Annotated in this window: 22 protein-coding genes; 19 read left to right on the forward strand and 3 right to left on the reverse strand. The window is 34.5% G+C overall.

The window, feature by feature from the left end:
• Window positions 1–192 precede the first annotated feature (192 nt).
• From G7B18_RS12305 to G7B18_RS19120, 11 genes are all read left to right on the forward strand, one after another.
• Window positions 193–1056 (forward strand): helix-turn-helix domain-containing protein, encoded by an 864-nt coding sequence (locus tag G7B18_RS12305; RefSeq protein WP_164122752.1) that lies wholly within the window; start codon window positions 193–195, stop codon window positions 1054–1056.
• Between the two features lie 473 nt (window positions 1057–1529).
• Window positions 1530–2702 (forward strand): hypothetical protein, encoded by a 1173-nt coding sequence (locus G7B18_RS12310; protein ID WP_164122754.1) that lies wholly within the window; start codon window positions 1530–1532, stop codon window positions 2700–2702.
• On the forward strand, window positions 2689–4101 hold the full coding sequence (locus G7B18_RS12315) for a DUF6973 domain-containing protein (RefSeq protein ID WP_164122756.1): 1413 nt from the start codon (window positions 2689–2691) through the stop codon (window positions 4099–4101). The genes G7B18_RS12310 and G7B18_RS12315 overlap by 14 nt, the downstream gene beginning before the upstream one ends.
• A 4-nt stretch (window positions 4102–4105) precedes the next feature.
• Window positions 4106–4420, forward strand: a complete 315-nt coding sequence (locus tag G7B18_RS12320; RefSeq protein ID WP_164122758.1) for a hypothetical protein — start codon at window positions 4106–4108, stop codon at window positions 4418–4420.
• 135 nt (window positions 4421–4555) lie between these two features.
• Entirely contained in the window at window positions 4556–4708 is a 153-nt protein-coding gene (locus G7B18_RS12325; protein WP_164122760.1) for a hypothetical protein, read from the forward strand.
• Between the two features lie 1076 nt (window positions 4709–5784).
• Window positions 5785–6297 (forward strand): hypothetical protein, encoded by a 513-nt coding sequence (locus tag G7B18_RS12330; protein WP_164122761.1) that lies wholly within the window; start codon window positions 5785–5787, stop codon window positions 6295–6297.
• 834 nt (window positions 6298–7131) lie between these two features.
• Complete coding sequence (locus tag G7B18_RS12340) at window positions 7132–8286, forward strand: 6-bladed beta-propeller (RefSeq protein ID WP_205600357.1); 1155 nt, start codon at window positions 7132–7134, stop codon at window positions 8284–8286.
• Between the two features lie 32 nt (window positions 8287–8318).
• Window positions 8319–10967: a hypothetical protein gene (locus G7B18_RS12345; RefSeq protein WP_205601707.1), complete on the forward strand. Its 2649-nt coding sequence runs from the start codon at window positions 8319–8321 to the stop codon at window positions 10965–10967.
• Window positions 10968–11028: 61 nt separating this feature from the next.
• Entirely contained in the window at window positions 11029–11151 is a 123-nt protein-coding gene (locus tag G7B18_RS19225) for a hypothetical protein (protein WP_410528453.1), read from the forward strand.
• Window positions 11139–11303 (forward strand): ORF6N domain-containing protein, encoded by a 165-nt coding sequence (locus G7B18_RS19230; RefSeq protein ID WP_262886617.1) that lies wholly within the window; start codon window positions 11139–11141, stop codon window positions 11301–11303. Before G7B18_RS19225 ends, G7B18_RS19230 begins: the two co-directional genes overlap by 13 nt.
• Entirely contained in the window at window positions 11290–11574 is a 285-nt protein-coding gene (locus G7B18_RS19120) for a hypothetical protein (RefSeq protein ID WP_240452850.1), read from the forward strand. Before G7B18_RS19230 ends, G7B18_RS19120 begins: the two co-directional genes overlap by 14 nt.
• Window positions 11575–11583: 9 nt before the next feature.
• Here the strand turns inward: G7B18_RS19120 and G7B18_RS12355 are convergent, their stop codons facing one another.
• Together G7B18_RS12355 and G7B18_RS12360 are read right to left on the reverse strand one after the other, a co-directional pair.
• On the reverse strand, window positions 11584–11985 hold the full coding sequence (locus tag G7B18_RS12355) for a type II toxin-antitoxin system HicB family antitoxin (protein ID WP_164122770.1): 402 nt from the start codon (window positions 11983–11985) through the stop codon (window positions 11584–11586).
• Window positions 11986–12083: 98 nt separating this feature from the next.
• Window positions 12084–13133, reverse strand: a complete 1050-nt coding sequence (locus G7B18_RS12360; RefSeq protein ID WP_164122772.1) for a serine protease — start codon at window positions 13131–13133, stop codon at window positions 12084–12086.
• A 345-nt stretch (window positions 13134–13478) separates the two neighbouring features.
• Here G7B18_RS12360 and G7B18_RS12365 point away from each other — a divergent pair, with 345 nt between their 5' ends.
• From G7B18_RS12365 to G7B18_RS12400, 8 genes are all read left to right on the forward strand, one after another.
• A complete protein-coding gene (locus tag G7B18_RS12365) occupies window positions 13479–14678 on the forward strand; it encodes a galactosyltransferase-related protein (protein WP_164122774.1) in 1200 nt (399 codons plus the stop codon).
• Window positions 14678–15787, forward strand: coding sequence for a hypothetical protein (locus G7B18_RS12370; protein ID WP_164122776.1), 1110 nt, complete (start codon window positions 14678–14680; stop codon window positions 15785–15787). Before G7B18_RS12365 ends, G7B18_RS12370 begins: the two co-directional genes overlap by 1 nt.
• 445 nt (window positions 15788–16232) lie before the next feature.
• On the forward strand, window positions 16233–17054 hold the full coding sequence (gene istA, locus G7B18_RS12375; RefSeq protein WP_164122778.1) for an IS21 family transposase: 822 nt from the start codon (window positions 16233–16235) through the stop codon (window positions 17052–17054).
• Window positions 17055–17091: 37 nt separating this feature from the next.
• On the forward strand, window positions 17092–17463 hold the full coding sequence (locus G7B18_RS12380; protein ID WP_164122780.1) for a hypothetical protein: 372 nt from the start codon (window positions 17092–17094) through the stop codon (window positions 17461–17463).
• A 17-nt stretch (window positions 17464–17480) separates the two neighbouring features.
• A complete protein-coding gene (locus tag G7B18_RS12385) occupies window positions 17481–17744 on the forward strand; it encodes a DUF6934 family protein (RefSeq protein ID WP_164122782.1) in 264 nt (87 codons plus the stop codon).
• Between the two features lie 31 nt (window positions 17745–17775).
• Window positions 17776–17937: a hypothetical protein gene (locus G7B18_RS12390; RefSeq protein ID WP_021071930.1), complete on the forward strand. Its 162-nt coding sequence runs from the start codon at window positions 17776–17778 to the stop codon at window positions 17935–17937.
• Between the two features lie 40 nt (window positions 17938–17977).
• Window positions 17978–18199, forward strand: coding sequence for a hypothetical protein (locus G7B18_RS12395; protein WP_164112213.1), 222 nt, complete (start codon window positions 17978–17980; stop codon window positions 18197–18199).
• Window positions 18200–18387: 188 nt separating this feature from the next.
• On the forward strand, window positions 18388–18924 hold the full coding sequence (locus tag G7B18_RS12400) for an ORF6N domain-containing protein (protein ID WP_164122784.1): 537 nt from the start codon (window positions 18388–18390) through the stop codon (window positions 18922–18924).
• A 9-nt stretch (window positions 18925–18933) separates the two neighbouring features.
• On the opposite strand, the gene G7B18_RS12405 is transcribed toward G7B18_RS12400, so the two are convergent.
• Window positions 18934–19095, reverse strand: coding sequence for a hypothetical protein (locus tag G7B18_RS12405; RefSeq protein WP_164122785.1), 162 nt, complete (start codon window positions 19093–19095; stop codon window positions 18934–18936).
• Window positions 19096–19210: the final 115 nt, after the last annotated feature.

The following is a 19210-nucleotide window of genomic DNA, read 5'->3' on the forward strand; positions in this document are numbered from 1 at the left end:
AAAAGTGTAGATATGGATGTTTAATCTGCCGTCTTGTGTCGTGACCTCAGAATTTTGCCACAAGACTCTTTATTTAAACATCAAAACTTTAAATAATAATCTTTAAAGTCTACATTGCAAACTTAGTAAATTTCATTAATATTTCCTAAAAATAATTTCATTATTTTTTCCGAACCATCTATAACTTAAGGAATGGATGGTTATAATAGAATAATAGTAGGGAAAAACTTAAAAACAGTACGTGAAAAGTTAATGTTTTCACGCAATCATGTAGAAAAAAAAGCAAATATTTCCTCAACAAAATTAGAGTCAATCGAAAACGGTGAAGATCCAATTAAAGAGGAGTATTTAGAGAATCTACTAAATTTCTACGGATTAACGATAGAAGAAATCTCAATGCCAATCTGGCTTTTAACCCGAAATGATTTATTGACAAAATTAAAGAAAAAACATACTTTATCAGTCTATATAGACATTATTTCGATAAATAAACCCCGCCCTATTGATGTCATATCTCAAATAGCGATACCTAATAAATTAATGGATTCTCCAATTTCGTCAAATGAACTTTGTACTATCCTAAAAGATAAATTTGGCTATAATCTACTTCGAAACTCCATAGATAATGCGTTAGTAAACCTAGAAAAACAAAATATCTTGGAATTATCCTCACTTAGCCCCAAAAGATATAGGATATTCAATGGTAAACATCCCGTCCAAATTGATTCTCTCCATGAAATCGTTAATAATCTTCAAAAAATCATTAATAGAAACACCAACAACATAGTAAATTTAACATTTACTAGAACTGATAAAAACATTAGAAGATGGGCAAAAATCATAATTGACCTCAAAGATGGAGATTGTAAATCTAGTCGAGATTTATTTCTATTAGTGGACATCTCCGACTCATCTAATAGTATGAAAAATATAATTACCCCGTTAATAAAACTAGGGATAATTGAACCTACAGAAGAAGCAAGTAAAAGTAGCTTGCAAAAGTATAGAATAGCCCAAAATGGTCGAAAACTACTCATTGCGAGTGGACACCTATAATAAACTTATTGCGATAAACTATTAATTGATGCCTCCTCGGCAGGTAGTGCTCCTATAAAAGAAATTGCAACATTCGCACCGAAACCAAAGACCTGCTCCTACCATCGGAAAGCACAGTCATCGAAGAAGAAGTTACAGCGTGGGTATTAGCAAAATGCCAGACAGACTACTTCAACACATCCAGAACAGCCCTCCAAATACTCAAGGACTACGAAGGAGAACTGAACCAGTCAATCCGTCCCCTATTCCTCGCCAACGCCCTGAAATCCTGCAACGGCACGAAAGGACTGCCAAAGATCAATAAGAAGAAGGATGATAACGCGAGGTTTGTTTATGGGTGTTTCGCCAAATCACAAAGCTTCAAGTTTACACTCCCCTGATGAAATGTTTTATAGGGAAATCAAAAAAGTATCTTAATTTAGAATAAAAGTTGTCCAACATTTAGGGTGTATTATAATAAATAAGAACGTTACATGAAAGTTAAAAAGTTTTTTATATTGCTTTCCCCGCTTATAGTCATTCTGATTATATCAATAATATTGAATAATAGGTCTTTAATTTTAGGAATAATTGTTTCAATAATTTATATCATGCATTTGCTGACAAAAAGAAAATACATCTTATGGATTCCATTTATTGCGCTTTTCTTTTTGTTTTTTATTAAGCTAGACTCTTCTTTAGGAAGAATTCTGATTTATAGAATATCGTTGCCAATTTTAAAAGATAATTGGTTAACAGGAATAGGTGTTGGAAATACAAAATATGTTTATCCATTTTATCAAGAACATTATTTTAAATTGGGAAAAAACTCTCAACAAGATATTTTATTAGCTGATAACACATATTATTTGTTTAATGAATATTATACAATCATATTAGAACTTGGCGTCTTTATAGTACCATTTATTTTAATATTTTTTATGATTATAAATAGGCAAATAAAAATTTTAATCAATTCCGAACCATCTATTTTAACAGTCATCTTAACCTCAATACTTATTACATTCCTTATTTACTCAGCATTCAATTTTACTATATCTGCATATCCCATATTATTAGTTCCTTTAACTTCATTAATATCACTCTTGTTTAGTTCTTACTTACGTAAAAATTTATTTTTCATAATTTTATTAATGTTTATTTCAATAGTACCTTATTTATTCTACCGTTTCGAAAAAATGTCTATTAATAACATATATGAATATTATCGAGCAGGTATTGATTTAAATTATCAAGAATTATTAAAAGAAGAACCCTATTTTTATCAATCCAAAAGACAATATCTCAACTTAAAGTCTGAAATTTTCTATAAAAACGAAAAGTGGGAAGATGCAAGAGTAGCTACGATACAATTAATACACCAATATCCTTGTGATTTATATATTGTAAGATTGGGTTTAATTTTTGAGAATATGGGCAACATAAAAGAAGCTGAGAATTTCCTTATTAGATCAACATATTTCGTTCCGAGAAGATTAACATCTAGGTATGAATTATTTAAATTCTACATAAGAAATAATCAGGTAGAAAAAGCGAAGCGTATTGCTTACGAAATCAAAAATAAAAAAATAAAAATATCTTCTGAAATAACTAATTTTATTATATTTGAGGTGACTAATTATATAAATACGCATGAGATCAATTAATTTAATTTTAATAACTTTTTCTTTATTATTTTTCATTTCTTGTTCAAAAAATGAAATAATTGACACTTTTATAAAAACAATCTCAACACAAGAGCAAACTTTATTAAGAGAAGCAAAAACATCGTTTAATAATAATTATGTTGAGTATGTAGAGAAAAGAGAAAAGTTATTAACTAATAATAGGAAGGATAAAATTTTTAGAACAAAATTAACCCCCGTGTGGGAGTTTTCTAGAAATATTTCTAATAATTCGTTTGAAACTCCTCTGATTAATTCAACAAAAAAAATTCGCATTTATAATTTTGATAAAAAATTAATTAGTAAGCGCCAAGAAGAAAATATTTTTAAGAACTCATTAGTTAGATTGCTATCTATAAATCGCAGTGGTAAATATCATAATATAATTATAACCTATACTCCGAGTATAGATTATACAAAATCAATTAAGAATATAAGAATTAATAATCTTAAAGATTTTTCAGGATATATTGAATATGCAACATTAAATGAGGAAATTCTTTTTGTTGCTAAGTTTAAAAACGGAAAACTGTATAGGAAATATAATATATTTAAAAAGACACCTAATACCGATCCCTTTAATAGAGAAAAAAATACGTCGAAGTTAGCGAATTCTATGTTTACTTCAAGAAGTTCAGGAGGAGATTGTGGTTGGCTGGATATAGAAATCCCTCAATACGCAACAGTTTGCCTCTATGAAGGAGATCCAGCAATTGAAATATGTGGAGAGCATATTATAGGATATGAGTATTATACCGTCTATAATCCATGTGAACCAGAAGAACCAGAACCTGATTTCTGTGATATACCAGAAAACTTTTATATCTGCTTCCCGGAAGATGGAGGAGGAAGTGGCGAAGGAGGAAACTTACCCCCCGCGAACAATAATTACGCTGGGTTGAGTGAATTTGAAAAGAACAATTTAATTCAACTAGAAAACACATATCGACAGAGGATGACAAAGTCTGAACTAGAAATTTTTGATAAAATGCCACCATACGGTAGGTTGGCTTACCTTAAAAATGCTTTGACGGCTGAAACATATGTAAACAACAACTTTCAGGAAGGATTTTTATATGGAAAGGCAGATGCTTTTAGGCATGCATATTTTACAGCAATGAATTCTTATTCATTAGGCTATGAAACTGCTAGAAGACTTTCCGAAGCTCATGAAGACCTACCTCAAGATGCGAGAGACAAGACTATGGATCTCTACAACAATTCTGTAGGTTTGATGTTTGTGAATAGGCAAAATCCTGGTTGGGACCCGTTACAATATGCTCAAACTCTTTTTGATAATGGACAACTAGTTTATTTAACCCCACTAAGTGCTAATGGAGAATTAACTCAACAAACTCAGTTTAGGAGCACTAATGAATAATACTATGAAACATATATGCTTAATATCTATATCTTGTATCATTTTTTTTTCCTGTAATTATAATACTGCTAAATCTTTCTATATAGATGAATTGAATAAGGATACTTTACTGAAATTTGATCTAGGCTACAATCCTCATGGAAAAATAAACCTTCATGTAATAGGTGAGGTAGATGATTCTATTAAAATTAATAATTTATACTTAGCAGGTGGAAAAATTGACACTGTTTTTCAGCAAGATTGGTACACTCAAGATGTTATTATATCTTATTATAAACATAAAGCTAAAATAGGAAAAATAAAAATTAGCTGCCAGTAAGAAAAATCATTTGTACTCGATTTAATATTTCGATTCACTACCGTCCTAAATAATTTTAAAGATGATGCTTGGGATGCGAGATGGGTGGAGACCTATGGCAAACCAAGGCTCGCTCCTATCTCTCTGTCGGAATGGATGAATAAGGAATATAAAAGTCAGGTACACGCTCCTATTGACCATAAAATGATGAACATGCTGCTGCAGCTCGTAGCCAAAGAAAACGGTAATAACTTTGGCGGCTGCTGGGATGTGGTGGCATGGAGGGGTGATAATATAATCTTTGGGTAAAGTTCCCTGTTTAGGAAGGCTTCATATGTTCTAAAATCTTATGATTAATATTTATTATTTGCATAACGATAATCTCCTATATCATAACTAAATATAGCTATTTCCAAAATCATTCCCAAAATCATTTATTACACTTAGTCGCTCCCCTAGTTATAGCCGCCTTTTAGCACTATTTCACTATGACCTAATACTCCATAATAGTTCCATCTTGCTACACTGTGGTATTTTTTTGAGTTATCGTGACAAATCACCAATACTTCGCGAAGTATTACTAAAGAGCGATAAACTATTGATATACTTGCATAATAAAATTCAAATCTATTACGAAGGAGCTCTAATACTTCATGATTTTTTTGAGATTCATCGTAACATATTTCATTTCCTTAACGATACAGGCTGAATCCTTAACGATGCTGGCTAAATGCATTACACACTATTGTAAAACCATCGTAGCATATTTTGAAACCTTAACGATGGTTTCCGGATCCATCGTGACAGATTCCGGTTCCTTTACAATACTAATTAACGACATTACACAGTATTGCAAAACTATCGTAACATATTTTGAAACCTTAACGCTATTTTCTCAATCTATCGTAACAAATTCCAAATCCTTAACGGTGCTAGCTGAATACATCACACACTATTGCAAAACCATCGCAATATATTTTGAAACCTTAACGCTATTTTCCCAATCTATCGTAACATATTTCAAATCCTTTATAGACTATTGCAAAAACGTCGCGAACTGACATTTTCGCTAAGCTATCCTGAACAAATCTCAAAAACCTGCTCGAAGTATGATTAAACAAAGAAAAAAGCGGCGAACTGGTCTCTACTTTATAGCATTTTAGGGGTAATATTCCGCCAAAAAGTTTTTCAGCCTTTCCGAATTTTGGCACTATTTTACCCCTATTAAGTTGAAAACAATTGTTATATTACAAATCAAATTCCTTGCTGGCAGTCTTAACTGGCTGACTGATTACAGAAAAAGGTATGTTATGTATTATCAAGAGATCGCCATACGGACCTAACGCATAAAGAATTGAGTATTCATGTAATAAGAAAGTAGAAAATTGAAAAATCAATTAATTAAACGGTTGAACTACTATTACCCAATGGAAAGAATGCATGCATTTGTAACTTTCCCATTATTGGTAATCTATTTGCTTTCCACTAATTCCTTTTCGGATATAGTATTTCTGCTTTATGGCTTAATACTATGTATCTCTATATTGTATCAGGGACAGCATTATTGGAAGCTAAAACTGGATAGAATAACCAAAAAACCATTTGACCAAAATAAAAATCTGGCATTTTTTAGAAGATCAAAAAAAATCAATCTTATCATGATAGGTTTAATACCGGTAATATTTATTATCCAACTTTATCTTGCCGATTGGAAATTTAAAACAGAGAATTTGGTGTTTTGGGGATGTATTGCCAATATTTTTGGTGTTTTGGAACACATAAATTACTATAGCAGACAGTTAATGATAGACAACTTATCGGACTTATACTATGTAATGAGAAACCGAAAACTCAAAATTGCGAGTTTAACAAAAGACTTATCGGCAAATCAAATTTAAACCTACACTCCTGTGCTCGGATTTTTTTTGACCCAGTACAGGACTTCTAAATGTGATGTCCATCGTATGATTTACCTAATTTAAGCTATCTAATATTTTGTGGTACTGACGCTACTGAATTCAAGTCCACTCAAAATATGTTAACTCCTTCCCTAATGTTGCTTTACAAAGGGCGCTATTTGCAAGTCTACTATGCCCCTTTTAACATTAATCTATGTAATACCCAAGCGATAGCACTAGCCAGGAATAGTGATGCAATAAACACCAAGTTGATTATATCTAATGGGTCTAAAATGCCCACCAACATAACCAGTGCAGCACTGACTATAAATACAACCTTGATCACATCCTACCTGTAGGCATTATAGGTCGTGACAAGAAGTAGCATATAAGTGCATATAGCAGATACACCCCAAGTGCAGGTAGCCCAAGCAGAAGGAGAAGCAATGGAGTCATACCATATTCTCCACTGGGCAATCTCAGCCACGCCATCAATAACATACAATAAAAAAAAGCTTGCAAGTAGATCAAGATGATATGACCACATGAGCTTAGGAATCGGGATAGCATATTGGAGTTCATTATCAGTTTATAAATATTAAATACTGTTACTGGATCAAAATACGAGACGTAGGCTTTTTACATGTACTTAAGACACATTCTCAGCCCTCCTATCAAAAGTAACAATTATTGCTTGCTTTGCAACCAAACAATGAATACCTTAGAAGAAAGTATTACCAACAATTAGGTAATATTAAAACCGTATTAAAAGACTTGAATGATCTCGACCTAGCGCCTTAATTGATGAAAACATGTACAATAACTTATAGCTCAATGGGGAAAAATGAATTTAGTGCTAAATTAATCTTAATTATATTAGTTATTAATATGAATTCGCTATTCTATACGTTTAATAGCGTAGCGCAAACCAAATTCGCACCCTCCGAAAGTAAGGGAGGAAATTTCTCAGATTTGTTTCAATCTGCAGATATAATCCCCTTGGAAACGAATGCTCGAAGTATTTTTGGCTATATAGGCAAGCTAGTGCTCCACAATACTACTTACTATATATTAGATCCTGACACAAGATCAATTCTATTGTTTGATCTGAGCGGAAGATTTATTAACCGAATAACGAATGGACTTATTAAAGACCCTGAACAAAAAAAGAGTGTAATTATAGATTTTTTTATAGACACAAAAAAGAACAATCTGATTGTACTCTATAATAGTTCAGCCAAGCAAGCTATTTTTTCTTTGGAAGGTAATTTTAAAGAAATAGTACGTAGAAATATGGATATACATGCCTTTTCGGTAGGTAAACATAAATATACCGCCGAAAAGTACATTAATATAGCGCAAAGAAAATTCCAAAGATTAAACATTTCCACAGATAAAAAGGAGGAAATAATTTACACTCCAATAGACTCTTTTAAAGGAGATAAGTTTTATGTAACAAGTAAAATTTATCCATCAGATAAGTTATTATATACGCAGAGTCTGGACTATACAATTTACGAACTGAAAGATGGTAAGCGTGATAGTCTGATGAGCTTTGTATTTCCATTAGCTAATACCTTGTTTTTTGGAAAATACATTAATGACTTTCGTCCTGTAACAGCATTGATAAGGAACCGACCTGACGGCATCTATGCAATATCTGATGTCTATGCCATAGGAGATTTGTTGTTTTTCAGATTAAGGACGCATTCGGAATTGAATGGTTATAACTCGTTTGTATGGAATGGTAAAACTAATATATTCTACTGTTTGAATAATCTAGTTCCCGACACGTCATCTCACCAGTTAAATCTGTTTTCCAATGCAATTGGGTCTGCCTTTAAAGATTATAATTTTCTCTATGTTCAGGAAAAAGATCTCTATCTGACAATGCCTCCCAAGGAATATATTGATCAGAAAGGAATCAAAAATGATCTTTCTCTAAAAGCAACTGACAATCCCGTAATCATTAAGGTTACCGTGAAATGAGGAATATCGTAATACCGAAATATTTTTTTCTTTTGCTTTTATTTTTTGCTGGAATATTAAGTGTTCGTGGACAAAGTAAATCTATTATTGATGGTACTGTTAAAGACTTTGAGAACAACAAATTCATCCAGAACATCAATGTTAAGCTCTTGTCAGTAGCGGATTCGAGCTTGTATAAGATCTCATTGACGGATCACAGAGGCGGGTTCGTTTTTGTAGACTGCATACCGGCAAAGTATATCCTAAGACTGCAGCATGTTGGGTATAATACAAAAGACACTATGATAGATGCTAGAGGATCAAACCGTATTACATTGAATAATATAGATATAAAACTAAAGAATACGGCCATAGATAGTGTATTTGTCACTCCTGCCATATATTACAAAAAAGACACCTTAGAAATCAATTCTGACTCCTTTGGCTTGGATAGCAATGCTGTAATAGAAGACCTGTTAAAGAAAGTTCCCAATTTTGTCATATGGGGCAACGGTGATATAACGTACAAAGGCGAAAAGATAAAAAGTTTTGTACTCAATGGGCAGCAATTTCTGAGTGGTGACCCTCAAATAATATTACAAAATATCCCTGCGTCAGCCACCTCAACTATCCAATTATACGCTAGATCATCGGATAAAAGTAACAGTAAGAGTGATTCTAATCTTGAACTCAATATAAAAACAAAAAGCAAATCGCTAAGTTATTTCGGTGCGCTGGAACATATCTTGTCTAAGCGATATGACTCGTCAGTAGGGCTAACTTTCTATCTTCCTAATAGGTTTCAATCTACATTTTTCTTTAATCGGAATAATGTTAACAAAGAAGTGGCAAATAATCTCGATTTCTTATTGAATTCGGCCTACAAGTCAAGTCAGCGTATTCCTTCGGAAGATATTTTAAAACTGGGGATAAATAGAAATCTAGCATTCGGTACAATGCTGAAATATACATTTACTGATAAACCGGATCGGGAAGAGATAAATCGGATCGGCTTTGAAGGATCGAAAGATGTCCACAATACCTATTCGAATCGTCAAAGTAATATTGATAATCCTGATATATCTTTTTCTCAAAATCAAGTTAATATCAGCGAGCGTAGAGTCGCACAAGAAAAGTATAACCTAGATTATCAATATAAGAAGAACAAATTATTGATATCTTCGAAACTATCCGTACTGAATTCTAAAATAGAATCGACAACAATGGATTCTTCTTTTTATCAATTGAATGAGGATATCTCAAGCGAAAATATGGAGAGGTTGAATTTGGATCGGAACCAGAATTTGGTATATGAATTAAACTATTCCAATACCCTTAAGAAATCAAACATCAAGATAAAAAGTTCAATCCGACTCGGGCTATTCGATAAACTCTCTACTGAAAATATACTTTTCAGTAGAGATGTAATGAACGATGATCGAGAAATCAACGATAAGGAAAAAGGACATAATAATGTCGTTAAACTTGATTTAAGGAATATCCCTTTTTACCAGAAGCTCAATCTAAAATCTTTCGTAAACATAAGTAATGAAGCTACCAATTTAAACGATGATCGTAAACTTATAAATAATGAGGCCTTCACTCCATCTCTATCCTATAATAACAACAGTAGAAAAAATATCAATATGGCTAAAATGGGGATAGAGTATGCTAAATATTTATCGTTGACCAATAGGTACTCGAAGAGTTATAATTTTCAGTTATTTGTATCAAGCGAAGCACTGTACGCTAAACAGACCTCATCAAACGCTCTTTTAGGTGATAAATTTTTTCAACAGTTATTTTCTCCTGGCTTATCGTTTAACTACGAAAAAAACGTTCTAGAGCTAACGACCTATAAAATCGACCTAAAGGTGGATAGACGATTGGAAGCAATGGAACTGGATTATAGGGTTTTTCTGATTGACACATTAAGCCGATTCAATGTCTTTAGGCCCAATAACGATCTGAAAAGTGGAACCTATCAAAACATTGATCTTGTGTTATCAAAAGACAAAAGCTCTTTTAACAGTTCACTTGAATTTAATCTAAAGCTCTATAATAATGCAATAATAGACCAGGTAGACCGATCAACAAGCAGATATGTATATAGGAATAAAATGAATAATGAAGGGGATAGCTATAAATCTACGCTGAGCGCAAACTTTAGAAAATACTTGAAGATAAAAGAAAGTGAAGTGACGCTGCAGACAAATCTGGTATGGACCTCGACCGATCTACCAATCATACTTAATAATGACCTTATTAACGGAACGAATAATAGGTTTAACTTCAATTTTTGGGGGGATATTAATATAAAGGATCATCTGTTGATTGGGATATCTAATTCTGCTTCGATTGGCCTTATAAAGAGGGAGACAGATCAAACCTATAGCAATAATCGTCTAAAACTAGATGTCCAGAAGCGATTTATTAAAGATTTTAAGATCAGTGGATCTTCTATATATGACTATGCTAAATTTTCGCAACAAGGTAAATCCAGTACAGTGTTAAATTTTGCCATAGAATATCGTTTTCTTAAAAAGAGAAATGCAGAAATAAATCTCAACCTCTGGGATGCATTAGGGAATAACAAAGGCATTGAAAATTCATTTGACGGTGTCAACTATGTGTATGGTACTGAGTCTCGCATTACAAGATATTTGAGTCTGGGCTTTAAATTCTACCCTAGAAAATTCTAGTGGTAATGTATTAGTTAATACTTAGGTCTCTCCAATTGACCATCTCGCCGAGCTTTACGGAGTGACAACAGGAAATCTAAACAAAGCGGTTAAACGCAACATAAAAAGGTTTCCTATAGAGTTCATTTCTAGATTATTTTTTTATAGGAGAAATGGATTCCTACGGAATTTATGTTTCAATTAACGACAAACGAATGGAAAAACTTGAAATCACAAATTGTGACATCAAGTTGGGGTGGACGACGAAAAGAACCAAATGTTTTCACAGAATTATGTAAAGCTTTACATAACCGTAGGATTTACATAAACCGAACACGGTGTCTTGATGCTATCTAGCGTGCTCAATAGTAAGCAAGCGATCTCAGTCAATATCCAGATCATGCGGATCTTTACCAAAATGAGGCAGTTCTTGAATGATACAACGCAGATACATTTAGAGCTTGCGGATATGAGGCTAGCCATGGAAAAGCTCTCCAAGGAGCAGGATTCGCAGGGCAAAAACATAGACCTTGTATTTGAATATATCGACCGCCTAGAGAATAAACTAGATAAGCCTCCCCTACCTGAACGTGATAAAATCGGTTACAAGGTGGGGAAAGAGGGATAAAAGATTTCGCTACACCAACTCTACAGCCTGTAGCTCTGCTGCCAGACGGTGAAGCCCCTCTTCTATCTTCCTAAGCTGCGGCTGACGGGGCTTTTTCAACCCTGATGAGTAATGTTGTAGCTGACGCTGATTGATGCCTGTAATCTTCTCTAAAGCGGCATTGGTGAAGATGCCTTTGTAATAGTTGAGAAAGCTCTCTGCATCGAAGTGATATACGATAGCATACTTGCCTTTGAGAATAGATGGTATATTATCAGGAGTAAACTCTTCGGTAATGATAGCTATCGCATCCAAGATGGATTGCTTGGCCTCCTCGACGGTATCACCGCCCCCATAGATGCCTTCGGCATTCTCTGCATAGGCACTGAACATGTCTTCGCTGCGCTCGATAATGATTTTTAGAATTTTCATAGTATTGCTCCTTTCCTATATCACGGGGATCGGGAGCTAATTAAAGCCCCAGATCCTTCATGATTTTCTTGCGAAGGCCCTCTCCCATCTCTTTATTACTAAATTGTGGTTTTTGCAGTTAATTGAATTTCTTTAATTCTTTCTATAGGGACGGCAGAATAATAAGGTAGCTTTCCCTTGTCAATAAAACTATTTTTATCATATAGCTCTTTTTCTACAATTCCTATGACTTCTCCGTAACAATTTATCAAAGGACTCCCAGAATTTCCTGATGATGTTTTCGCTGAAAAGAGGATTTTTTCACCTCCCCCAAAATAAGACCTAACCATACCATTGACCTCCCCTTTGTGGCTCATCAAATACGCTCCCTCCGATGTGGGGATTGAAGGATATCCCATCGTAATTACCTCTGACAAGACAAGTGGATCTTGCTCGAATAAGAATGGTTCTGACCCTTTAAGAAAAGATGGAATAAAGGCCTTTCTATCATCAGCTCCGTATATTTCAATGAGAGCTATATCTTCATCAGGATGGCAATGAAAATCTTTTGAATATTCTAAATTCGCCTCTCCATCAGTGATCCTGAAGTCAATTAATTGCTCTACATTATGCTTGCATGTGGCAAGGTATCGTTTATGATTGAGATCTAGCAAGAAACCCGTCCCAAGAGAAGTATCCCCTGTCTCAAGGTGACCTTCCATTATTAAAACACTACTTTTGTAAGTCTGACAGATACTCGAAAATCCTAAAATAAAGTTAGCAGATAGCCCAAACTTCCAAAGATAACAACCGACCTTACTAATTTTATAGCGAACATAAGTGGGCTTATATACATGTGATACAAAAGCAGATCTCATGAAATCTTCTCTTTTAATTAGTGCCTTTCTTTCTAAAAGGTCTATTGCAGAAGATATATTCTGTACGCTTACTCCTGTATTACTTTGGTTAGCTAAATATATTGCAATCTCATCACAATTGAGACCAAATAACTTAAATCTCTCATCTACACTTTCTGGTGTTACACCAACATTATGTGACATCATATTTCTTTCCGTACCTCGATTATAAACCTCTTTGTACTTTACATCGTCTGATATGTCTAGCGCAAAAACATTAAAAACATCAAGGATTAATTTACTATTTGACATGTATAGTTTATTTGGTTACGTACATAATAATTATCTTATATTTTCATCAATCTTTATCATTCGAACTGTCCCGATGCCAGTTCGAAATACCATTTCCTTAAAATCCTTTATTACTAATTCCATATGAGATCTCAATTAGATCTATTTTTAAGCTTAATAATTAGGTGTTAAACTTTATGTTTTAAACGTGAAATCCCCTGCTTTGATACTATTTTAAACAATAGCAAAAACCGAACATGGACCCTGTCTGACACAAACTCCTATATTGGAGGTGATCTTCTCAATTTTTTTAATACAGAAATATTATTTGATTTATGTAGTATTGTTAAAGTGAATCCAAATGTCGTGTATAAAAACTATAATAGCTTTGGAGGAGCTCAATATGTTATTAGAAATGTTAATACCCTTTTTTGGGAGAAACATGAAAAAGATTGTGAAGAGATTTATCAATTTCTAACTAGAAAATTGGCATACTATAAACATAATAGAATCGAAGCTACAGAACTATCTTCTAATGATATTGACATCGATTTTACATATTTTCAAATATGGTGTACTGACATGTGGTCAATGGTCTTAAACGCACATTTTTTTGGATATGAAATTGAATTATCCACAGAACTTAATTTTTGTTGGCCAAAACAACCAATTGATGAGTGGTATAAGACAAAAATAATGCACAATTCAGGCGTTAATAAAGAAGATGCTTTCGAATTGTTTTATAAAGGATTTTATAAAGAGTATTCTCCATATACAACTAAATTTAGCTATGTAAACCAGTATAAATGTAGTAGCAAATATGTAGAAGAAATCTTAGATACAATAAAAAACAAAAGATACAAATATGATGATTTCGTTATTTTCTTACTAATAAGAATAGACTCTCAAGATAGGTTAAGAAACCTTAAACTCTTTCTACAATACGTAATTAAGTATTTTGACGTTAAGATACAGCTTTGGGAAATTTATAAAAACCCTAAAATCGAACAAAACATTATAGACGCCTACCTCATTCAATACAAATTCATTGAGGATGATAATGTTTATCTACATAGAACCAAATATTTTAATATATTCGCAAATTCAACGTCATACAACTTAATAGGCTATTTAGATTGTGATTGTATTTTTAAACCAGAAAATTTAAAGGAGTGTATTGATTCTGTTAGAGAGGAATATACAATAGCCCTACCATTTGATAATAGGTTTATTAACATCAACAATAAGAAGGTTATTAACCAATTTGCAGATAACCTAGATATTTCACTTTTAAAAGATGATAGTTCAAACTTTAGCCTACCTCATTCTGTCGGAGGAGGTGTTATTATCAATAAATCAGATTTCCTTCAAATTGGCGGAGAAAATGAAGAAATAGTTGGGTGGGGTACTGATGATATAGACAGAGTTTTTAAAGTATTAATAAATGGAAAGAAAGTGTTCCGATCCAAAGGAGATTTATACCATTTAGATCATCACAGAAATCCTTTAAGTAGATCAGAAATCGACAGAAACGTAACTCAACAAATTAATAAATATATAATCTAATGAATTTTAAACTATTATTTATTTGCCTATTCCTATCGTTAAGATCTGTTGCGCAGATCAGCGACAACCTGTATGTTTCGCCAAAAATAGATAGAAACCTAAAACACAATCAAGCAATTCTTTTATCATTGGATTCCTTTTTGATGAAAAAGGATACTTCAAGTTATCAAGAGTTGTTTAAGTATTGGAAGAAAGAGGATTTTGAAAGGTTTAGAACTCCGTACTACTATTTAAAAGGTGTCGAGAAAAATGGAGCTGGAGAAGTAATGTACAAACCAAGTGTAATGGAAATACTCCCTATTGATAACAGCCAATACATTGTAAAGCTTTCCTATATATCAACTCAAAAATCCAATTTATTTGTTAAAGCAATATGCAATTTGGTGGCCGACTATTCAGAAGAAGATGTTCTTTTCTCTTCTTATCTGAACATCATTGACGACAAATGGAAAAAAATCAATGTGGATGAAATCGATTTTTTTATTAGTCCGAATAGGCATTCATTTGACGGAAAAGACATTCAGAAGCAGATGGATTTCAATCGGTCCCTCTGTGAGTTTTTTGACGTTGAAAAAGTTCCCTACACTTATTTTTCGGCAAGCAGTGTAGAAGAGTTTTTTAATATACAAGGTGTTCAATATCACCCAATGATGTATGCCGATTCGACCGGAGGCCTGGTATTACATGATGTAATAATTTCCGCCAATGATTCAGAATTCTATCCGCATGAAGTTTGTCATTTATATATAAAAAAGCGTATCCCCAATATTGATAACTATTTTGACGAAGGTATGGCGACCTATTTCGGAGGAAGTGGAAAACTAATGTATGAAGATTATCTTCAGAAAATAAAAACAAATTTAGACGGTTACGATTTCATGAAGATTTTCAAGCAAGACATATTTGACAACTCACTATGGGAACCCGACATGCCTATCAACTATGTTGTTTCTGCGATTGTTTGTGATTACGGCATAAATATGATAGGGAAAGAGAAATTTTTTGAAAGGCTCAATAGTACTAGAGATCGATTTAAGATCCTGAGTGAATTAGGAATTAGAGAAGGTGATTTTAACAAAACTATTGCTGAATATCTAAGACGGAAGTAATGATGTTATTCTTTACAACTCTACCCGAAATCTAACTACACAAATGGTTAATGGGGCTGTCCGAAAAGGGCAGCTTTTTTTTGCGACCAATTTTTCAATTGGTTTTGATGAGGTCGATTTGAAGACTTGCCATTTTTGGTAAAGTTCCCTGTTTTGTCTCTTTCATCGCTTTCCAATGCTGCTCCATACCATTCAGACGAAGCATTCTTAGGTGTTTTTCAATGTTCATTTTTATATCTATTTTATCATTTATCGGTCTTTTTAACTATAATTGGATATACTGGAGCATAGTGACCCCTCATAATTGAATTAGTTTTAGGGAGGGATATTGGGTTTAAAGCCTATATTCACATGCCATACTGGCGGATGTTGACCCCCTAATTTCTTTTTTCAGTTTATTGCGCTGGAGCATACTGACCCCTTAGTGAGTAGTTTTTGTTACTTAGTGATCACACAATTTGGATCACTGATGGCTGGAAAACCAAAACGAATGAGTCAGATAAAACAATTAATCAGATTGTACCAGAGCGGCAGCGGAATAAAAACAATCGCCCGCATTCTGGGAATGAGTAAGAATACGGGGAGGTCCTATCTCAAAAAGATGGCCGAAGGCGGTTTCAATACCGAAGAGCTTCTTAAACAGGAAGATCCTTTATTGGAAAAATCGTTTCATGCCGGTAATCCTGCGTATAAAGCAGATAAATTTGAATACCTAAAAAGCCGTCTGGATTATTACGAAAAAGAACTTAAGCGCACCGGAGTCACCAAACAGTTGCTCTGGCAGGAATACATTGAAAGCGATCCCATCGGTTATAGCTATCCGCAGTTCAACTATCATTTAAGACAACAGCTTGTCTCCCGAAAAGGCAGCATGGTGATGGAGCACATTGCCGGAGACAAATTATATATTGACTTTTCCGGCAAAAAGCTCCATTATATCGACCGCTCAACAGGAGAACTGGTCGCCTGTGAGGTATTTGTAGCCTGTCTGCCTTTTTCAGACTATGCATTTGCCATAGCGGTCCCCTCTCAGCAGACTCCAGACTTTTTGTATGCCTTAAGTTGTTGCCTAGAGGCCATGGGAGGTGTACCTAAAGCTATTGTTCCCGACAATCTGAAAGCAGCAGTGATCAAAGCAGATAAATACGAACCGATCTTAAACCAGTCTATGGAAGACTTCGCCAACCATTACGGTACAGTTGTAGTACCAGCCCGTGCAGGTGGCCTACTCGCTGAACTGGATCCTGCTGTCGCAGGATGCGGGTGACCGCTTCTTCCCTATCCCGGATGGCCGTAACTCGAAGATGATGGCTTTTAACCTGGATACGCTGATACGCCTGAAGTATGTAGATCGATATCATCCCGAAAGCCTGGAAAAGCTGACGGAAAAGAAGAATTATATAAGCAGGCTGGACAGATCGCTGTACATCGACAGGGACAGCGCGTATAAGGAGATAAATAGCCTCATGAAGGAGATAAGTGTACGGCTGTGGCATGATGATGCGGAAAAGGCAAAGCATCTGTTCTACACGGAGATGCTGCTGTTCTCGATAGCGGACCGGGAGGTGTTCATGGATATTACCCGACATTTCAGCAGCATGGCTGGTACGCTGTACGATGTGCCCCGCCCGAGGACGGAATCCTCATTGCCTGCCTCGGCGATTACGATAGTATAACAAAAGAGATTAGTGATGTGACTATTACTAATAATCTTGATACTAAGAAAGTACTTTCCACTGTCGCCAGAGCTGTATTGGACTTTACCGAACAAAATCCGCAAGCTATCGTCATGGCTAAGGGAAGTACCCCTTCGCGCACTAGACTTTATCAAATGGGAATTTCTGAATTTTGGAACGAAATACAAGCTTTATTTGAAGTCAAGGCTTATTATGATGATAATTGGGAGTCGTTTCGAAAGGGTAAGAATTATGATGCTTTTTTTATATTCAAAAAATAATAACTAACTTTGAATCAATAGCTTTAAAACTATGAACACAGATAAAAATAAAAGCAATAAGGATATAGATGACACGACGGCACTAGAGCGTCAAAGAATTTATAGTAATTCTACATTCTTTAAAAAGAAAAATGAGGAGGCTATAGAATTTTTGAAAAAGCATCCTATACCTAAAGAATTTTTAAAACGCTAGGCGTTTAATTTATATTTTTCATACTACCACTTTAGGAGTAATGAATTTCGAAGTCCGATATGCCCAGATGTATATCGGACTTCGCGTTTATATTAGGTATTATTTCCTGTTGACTCTCTACCACCCCATCTACCAACCTGATATAACGACCGCTAGCTTTCGAAATAGGAAATATGATGCGAGTAAAGTTGTCGAGCGTAAGATGTACCTAAAAGGCGGTGTGGTGGTTGATGAGTCGGAGATCGCGGAACGGTTGCTTTAGATGCTGGCCTGGAGCTGTTACACAAATAAATACTAATATTATTAGTTTTATTAATTTTAATTCGTATCTTGGTATGACCAAATAACTAGATTATGGAACAGCATCCAGCAAGTGCAGTAGATACGAACCTCGCCGATGAGGTATTGATGAATAGAATTCATTTTAAGTCAATTGTTTTATAAGGGAAAATGGAGTCCTTCGGAATTTATGTCTTTCGTGACCAGAAGGTCATGCTTGATAGTGACCTTGCGGAACTCTATGGAGTGGAAACTAAAGTTTTTAAGCAAGCTGTACGACGAAATATCGAAAGATTCCCTCCCGATTTCATGTTTGAATTGGATGAATCTGAATTTAATTCTTTGAGGTCACAAATTGTGACCTCAAAGAATGGCCGTGGAGGAAGCAGATATTTTCCAATGGTATTCACTGAACAAGGTGTCTCGATGCTATCATCTGTTCTGAAAAGCAAACAAGCTATTCAAATAAACATCCAGATCATGCGGATCTTTACGAAGATGAGGCAGTTCTTGAACGATACTACACAGATACATTTAGAGCTTGCGGATATGCGGCTCGCCATGGAAAAGCTCTCCAAGAAGCAGGATTCGCAGGGCAAAAACATAGACCTTGTATTTGAATATATCGACCGCCTAGAGAATAAACTAGATAAGCCTCCCCTACCTGAACGTGATAAAATCGGTTACAAGGTGGGGAAAGAGGGATAAAAGATTTCGCTACACCAACTCTACAGCCTGTAGCTCTGCTGTCAGATGATGATGCCTCTCTTCCATCTTCTTAAGCTGGGGCTGACGGGGCTTTTTCAATCCTGATGAGTAATGGCCGATAAGGAAAAATTCAGGGAGAAACGATTGAAGCAAGTACAGAAGAATATTCATAATCTAAAGCTTAGTCAAGATGAACTTAATCAACTTATGCAGCGTTGTCTACTTCAGGTATAATAAAGTGTTGTACAGAAATAGCTATACACTAAATTGCAAAGTTTTTGAGCAA

The organism is Sphingobacterium sp. xlx-130, assembly GCF_011007405.1.
Classification (GTDB): Bacteria; Bacteroidota; Bacteroidia; order Sphingobacteriales; family Sphingobacteriaceae; genus Sphingobacterium; species Sphingobacterium luzhongxinii.

Bases quoted from the DNA above. Each gene is read 5' to 3' on its own strand.
- G7B18_RS19230 (WP_262886617.1), top strand. From the start codon at position 11,139: ATGTTTCAATTAACGACAAACGAATGGAAAAACTTGAAATCACAAATT.
- G7B18_RS12360 (WP_164122772.1), bottom strand. From the start codon at position 13,133: ATGTCAAATAGTAAATTAATCCTTGATGTTTTTAATGTTTTTGCGCTA.
- G7B18_RS12400 (WP_164122784.1), top strand. From the start codon at position 18,388: ATGGAGTCCTTCGGAATTTATGTCTTTCGTGACCAGAAGGTCATGCTT.
- G7B18_RS12370 (WP_164122776.1), top strand. From the start codon at position 14,678: ATGAATTTTAAACTATTATTTATTTGCCTATTCCTATCGTTAAGATCT.
- G7B18_RS12380 (WP_164122780.1), top strand. From the start codon at position 17,092: ATGATGGCTTTTAACCTGGATACGCTGATACGCCTGAAGTATGTAGAT.
- G7B18_RS12315 (WP_164122756.1), top strand. From the start codon at position 2,689: ATGAGATCAATTAATTTAATTTTAATAACTTTTTCTTTATTATTTTTC.
- G7B18_RS12320 (WP_164122758.1), top strand. From the start codon at position 4,106: ATGAAACATATATGCTTAATATCTATATCTTGTATCATTTTTTTTTCC.
- G7B18_RS12390 (WP_021071930.1), top strand. From the start codon at position 17,776: ATGAACACAGATAAAAATAAAAGCAATAAGGATATAGATGACACGACG.
- G7B18_RS12305 (WP_164122752.1), top strand. From the start codon at position 193: ATGGATGGTTATAATAGAATAATAGTAGGGAAAAACTTAAAAACAGTA.
- G7B18_RS12355 (WP_164122770.1), bottom strand. From the start codon at position 11,985: ATGAAAATTCTAAAAATCATTATCGAGCGCAGCGAAGACATGTTCAGT.
- G7B18_RS12340 (WP_205600357.1), top strand. From the start codon at position 7,132: ATGGGGAAAAATGAATTTAGTGCTAAATTAATCTTAATTATATTAGTT.
- G7B18_RS12325 (WP_164122760.1), top strand. From the start codon at position 4,556: ATGAATAAGGAATATAAAAGTCAGGTACACGCTCCTATTGACCATAAA.
- G7B18_RS12310 (WP_164122754.1), top strand. From the start codon at position 1,530: ATGAAAGTTAAAAAGTTTTTTATATTGCTTTCCCCGCTTATAGTCATT.
- G7B18_RS12405 (WP_164122785.1), bottom strand. From the start codon at position 19,095: ATGAATATTCTTCTGTACTTGCTTCAATCGTTTCTCCCTGAATTTTTC.
- G7B18_RS12395 (WP_164112213.1), top strand. From the start codon at position 17,978: ATGAATTTCGAAGTCCGATATGCCCAGATGTATATCGGACTTCGCGTT.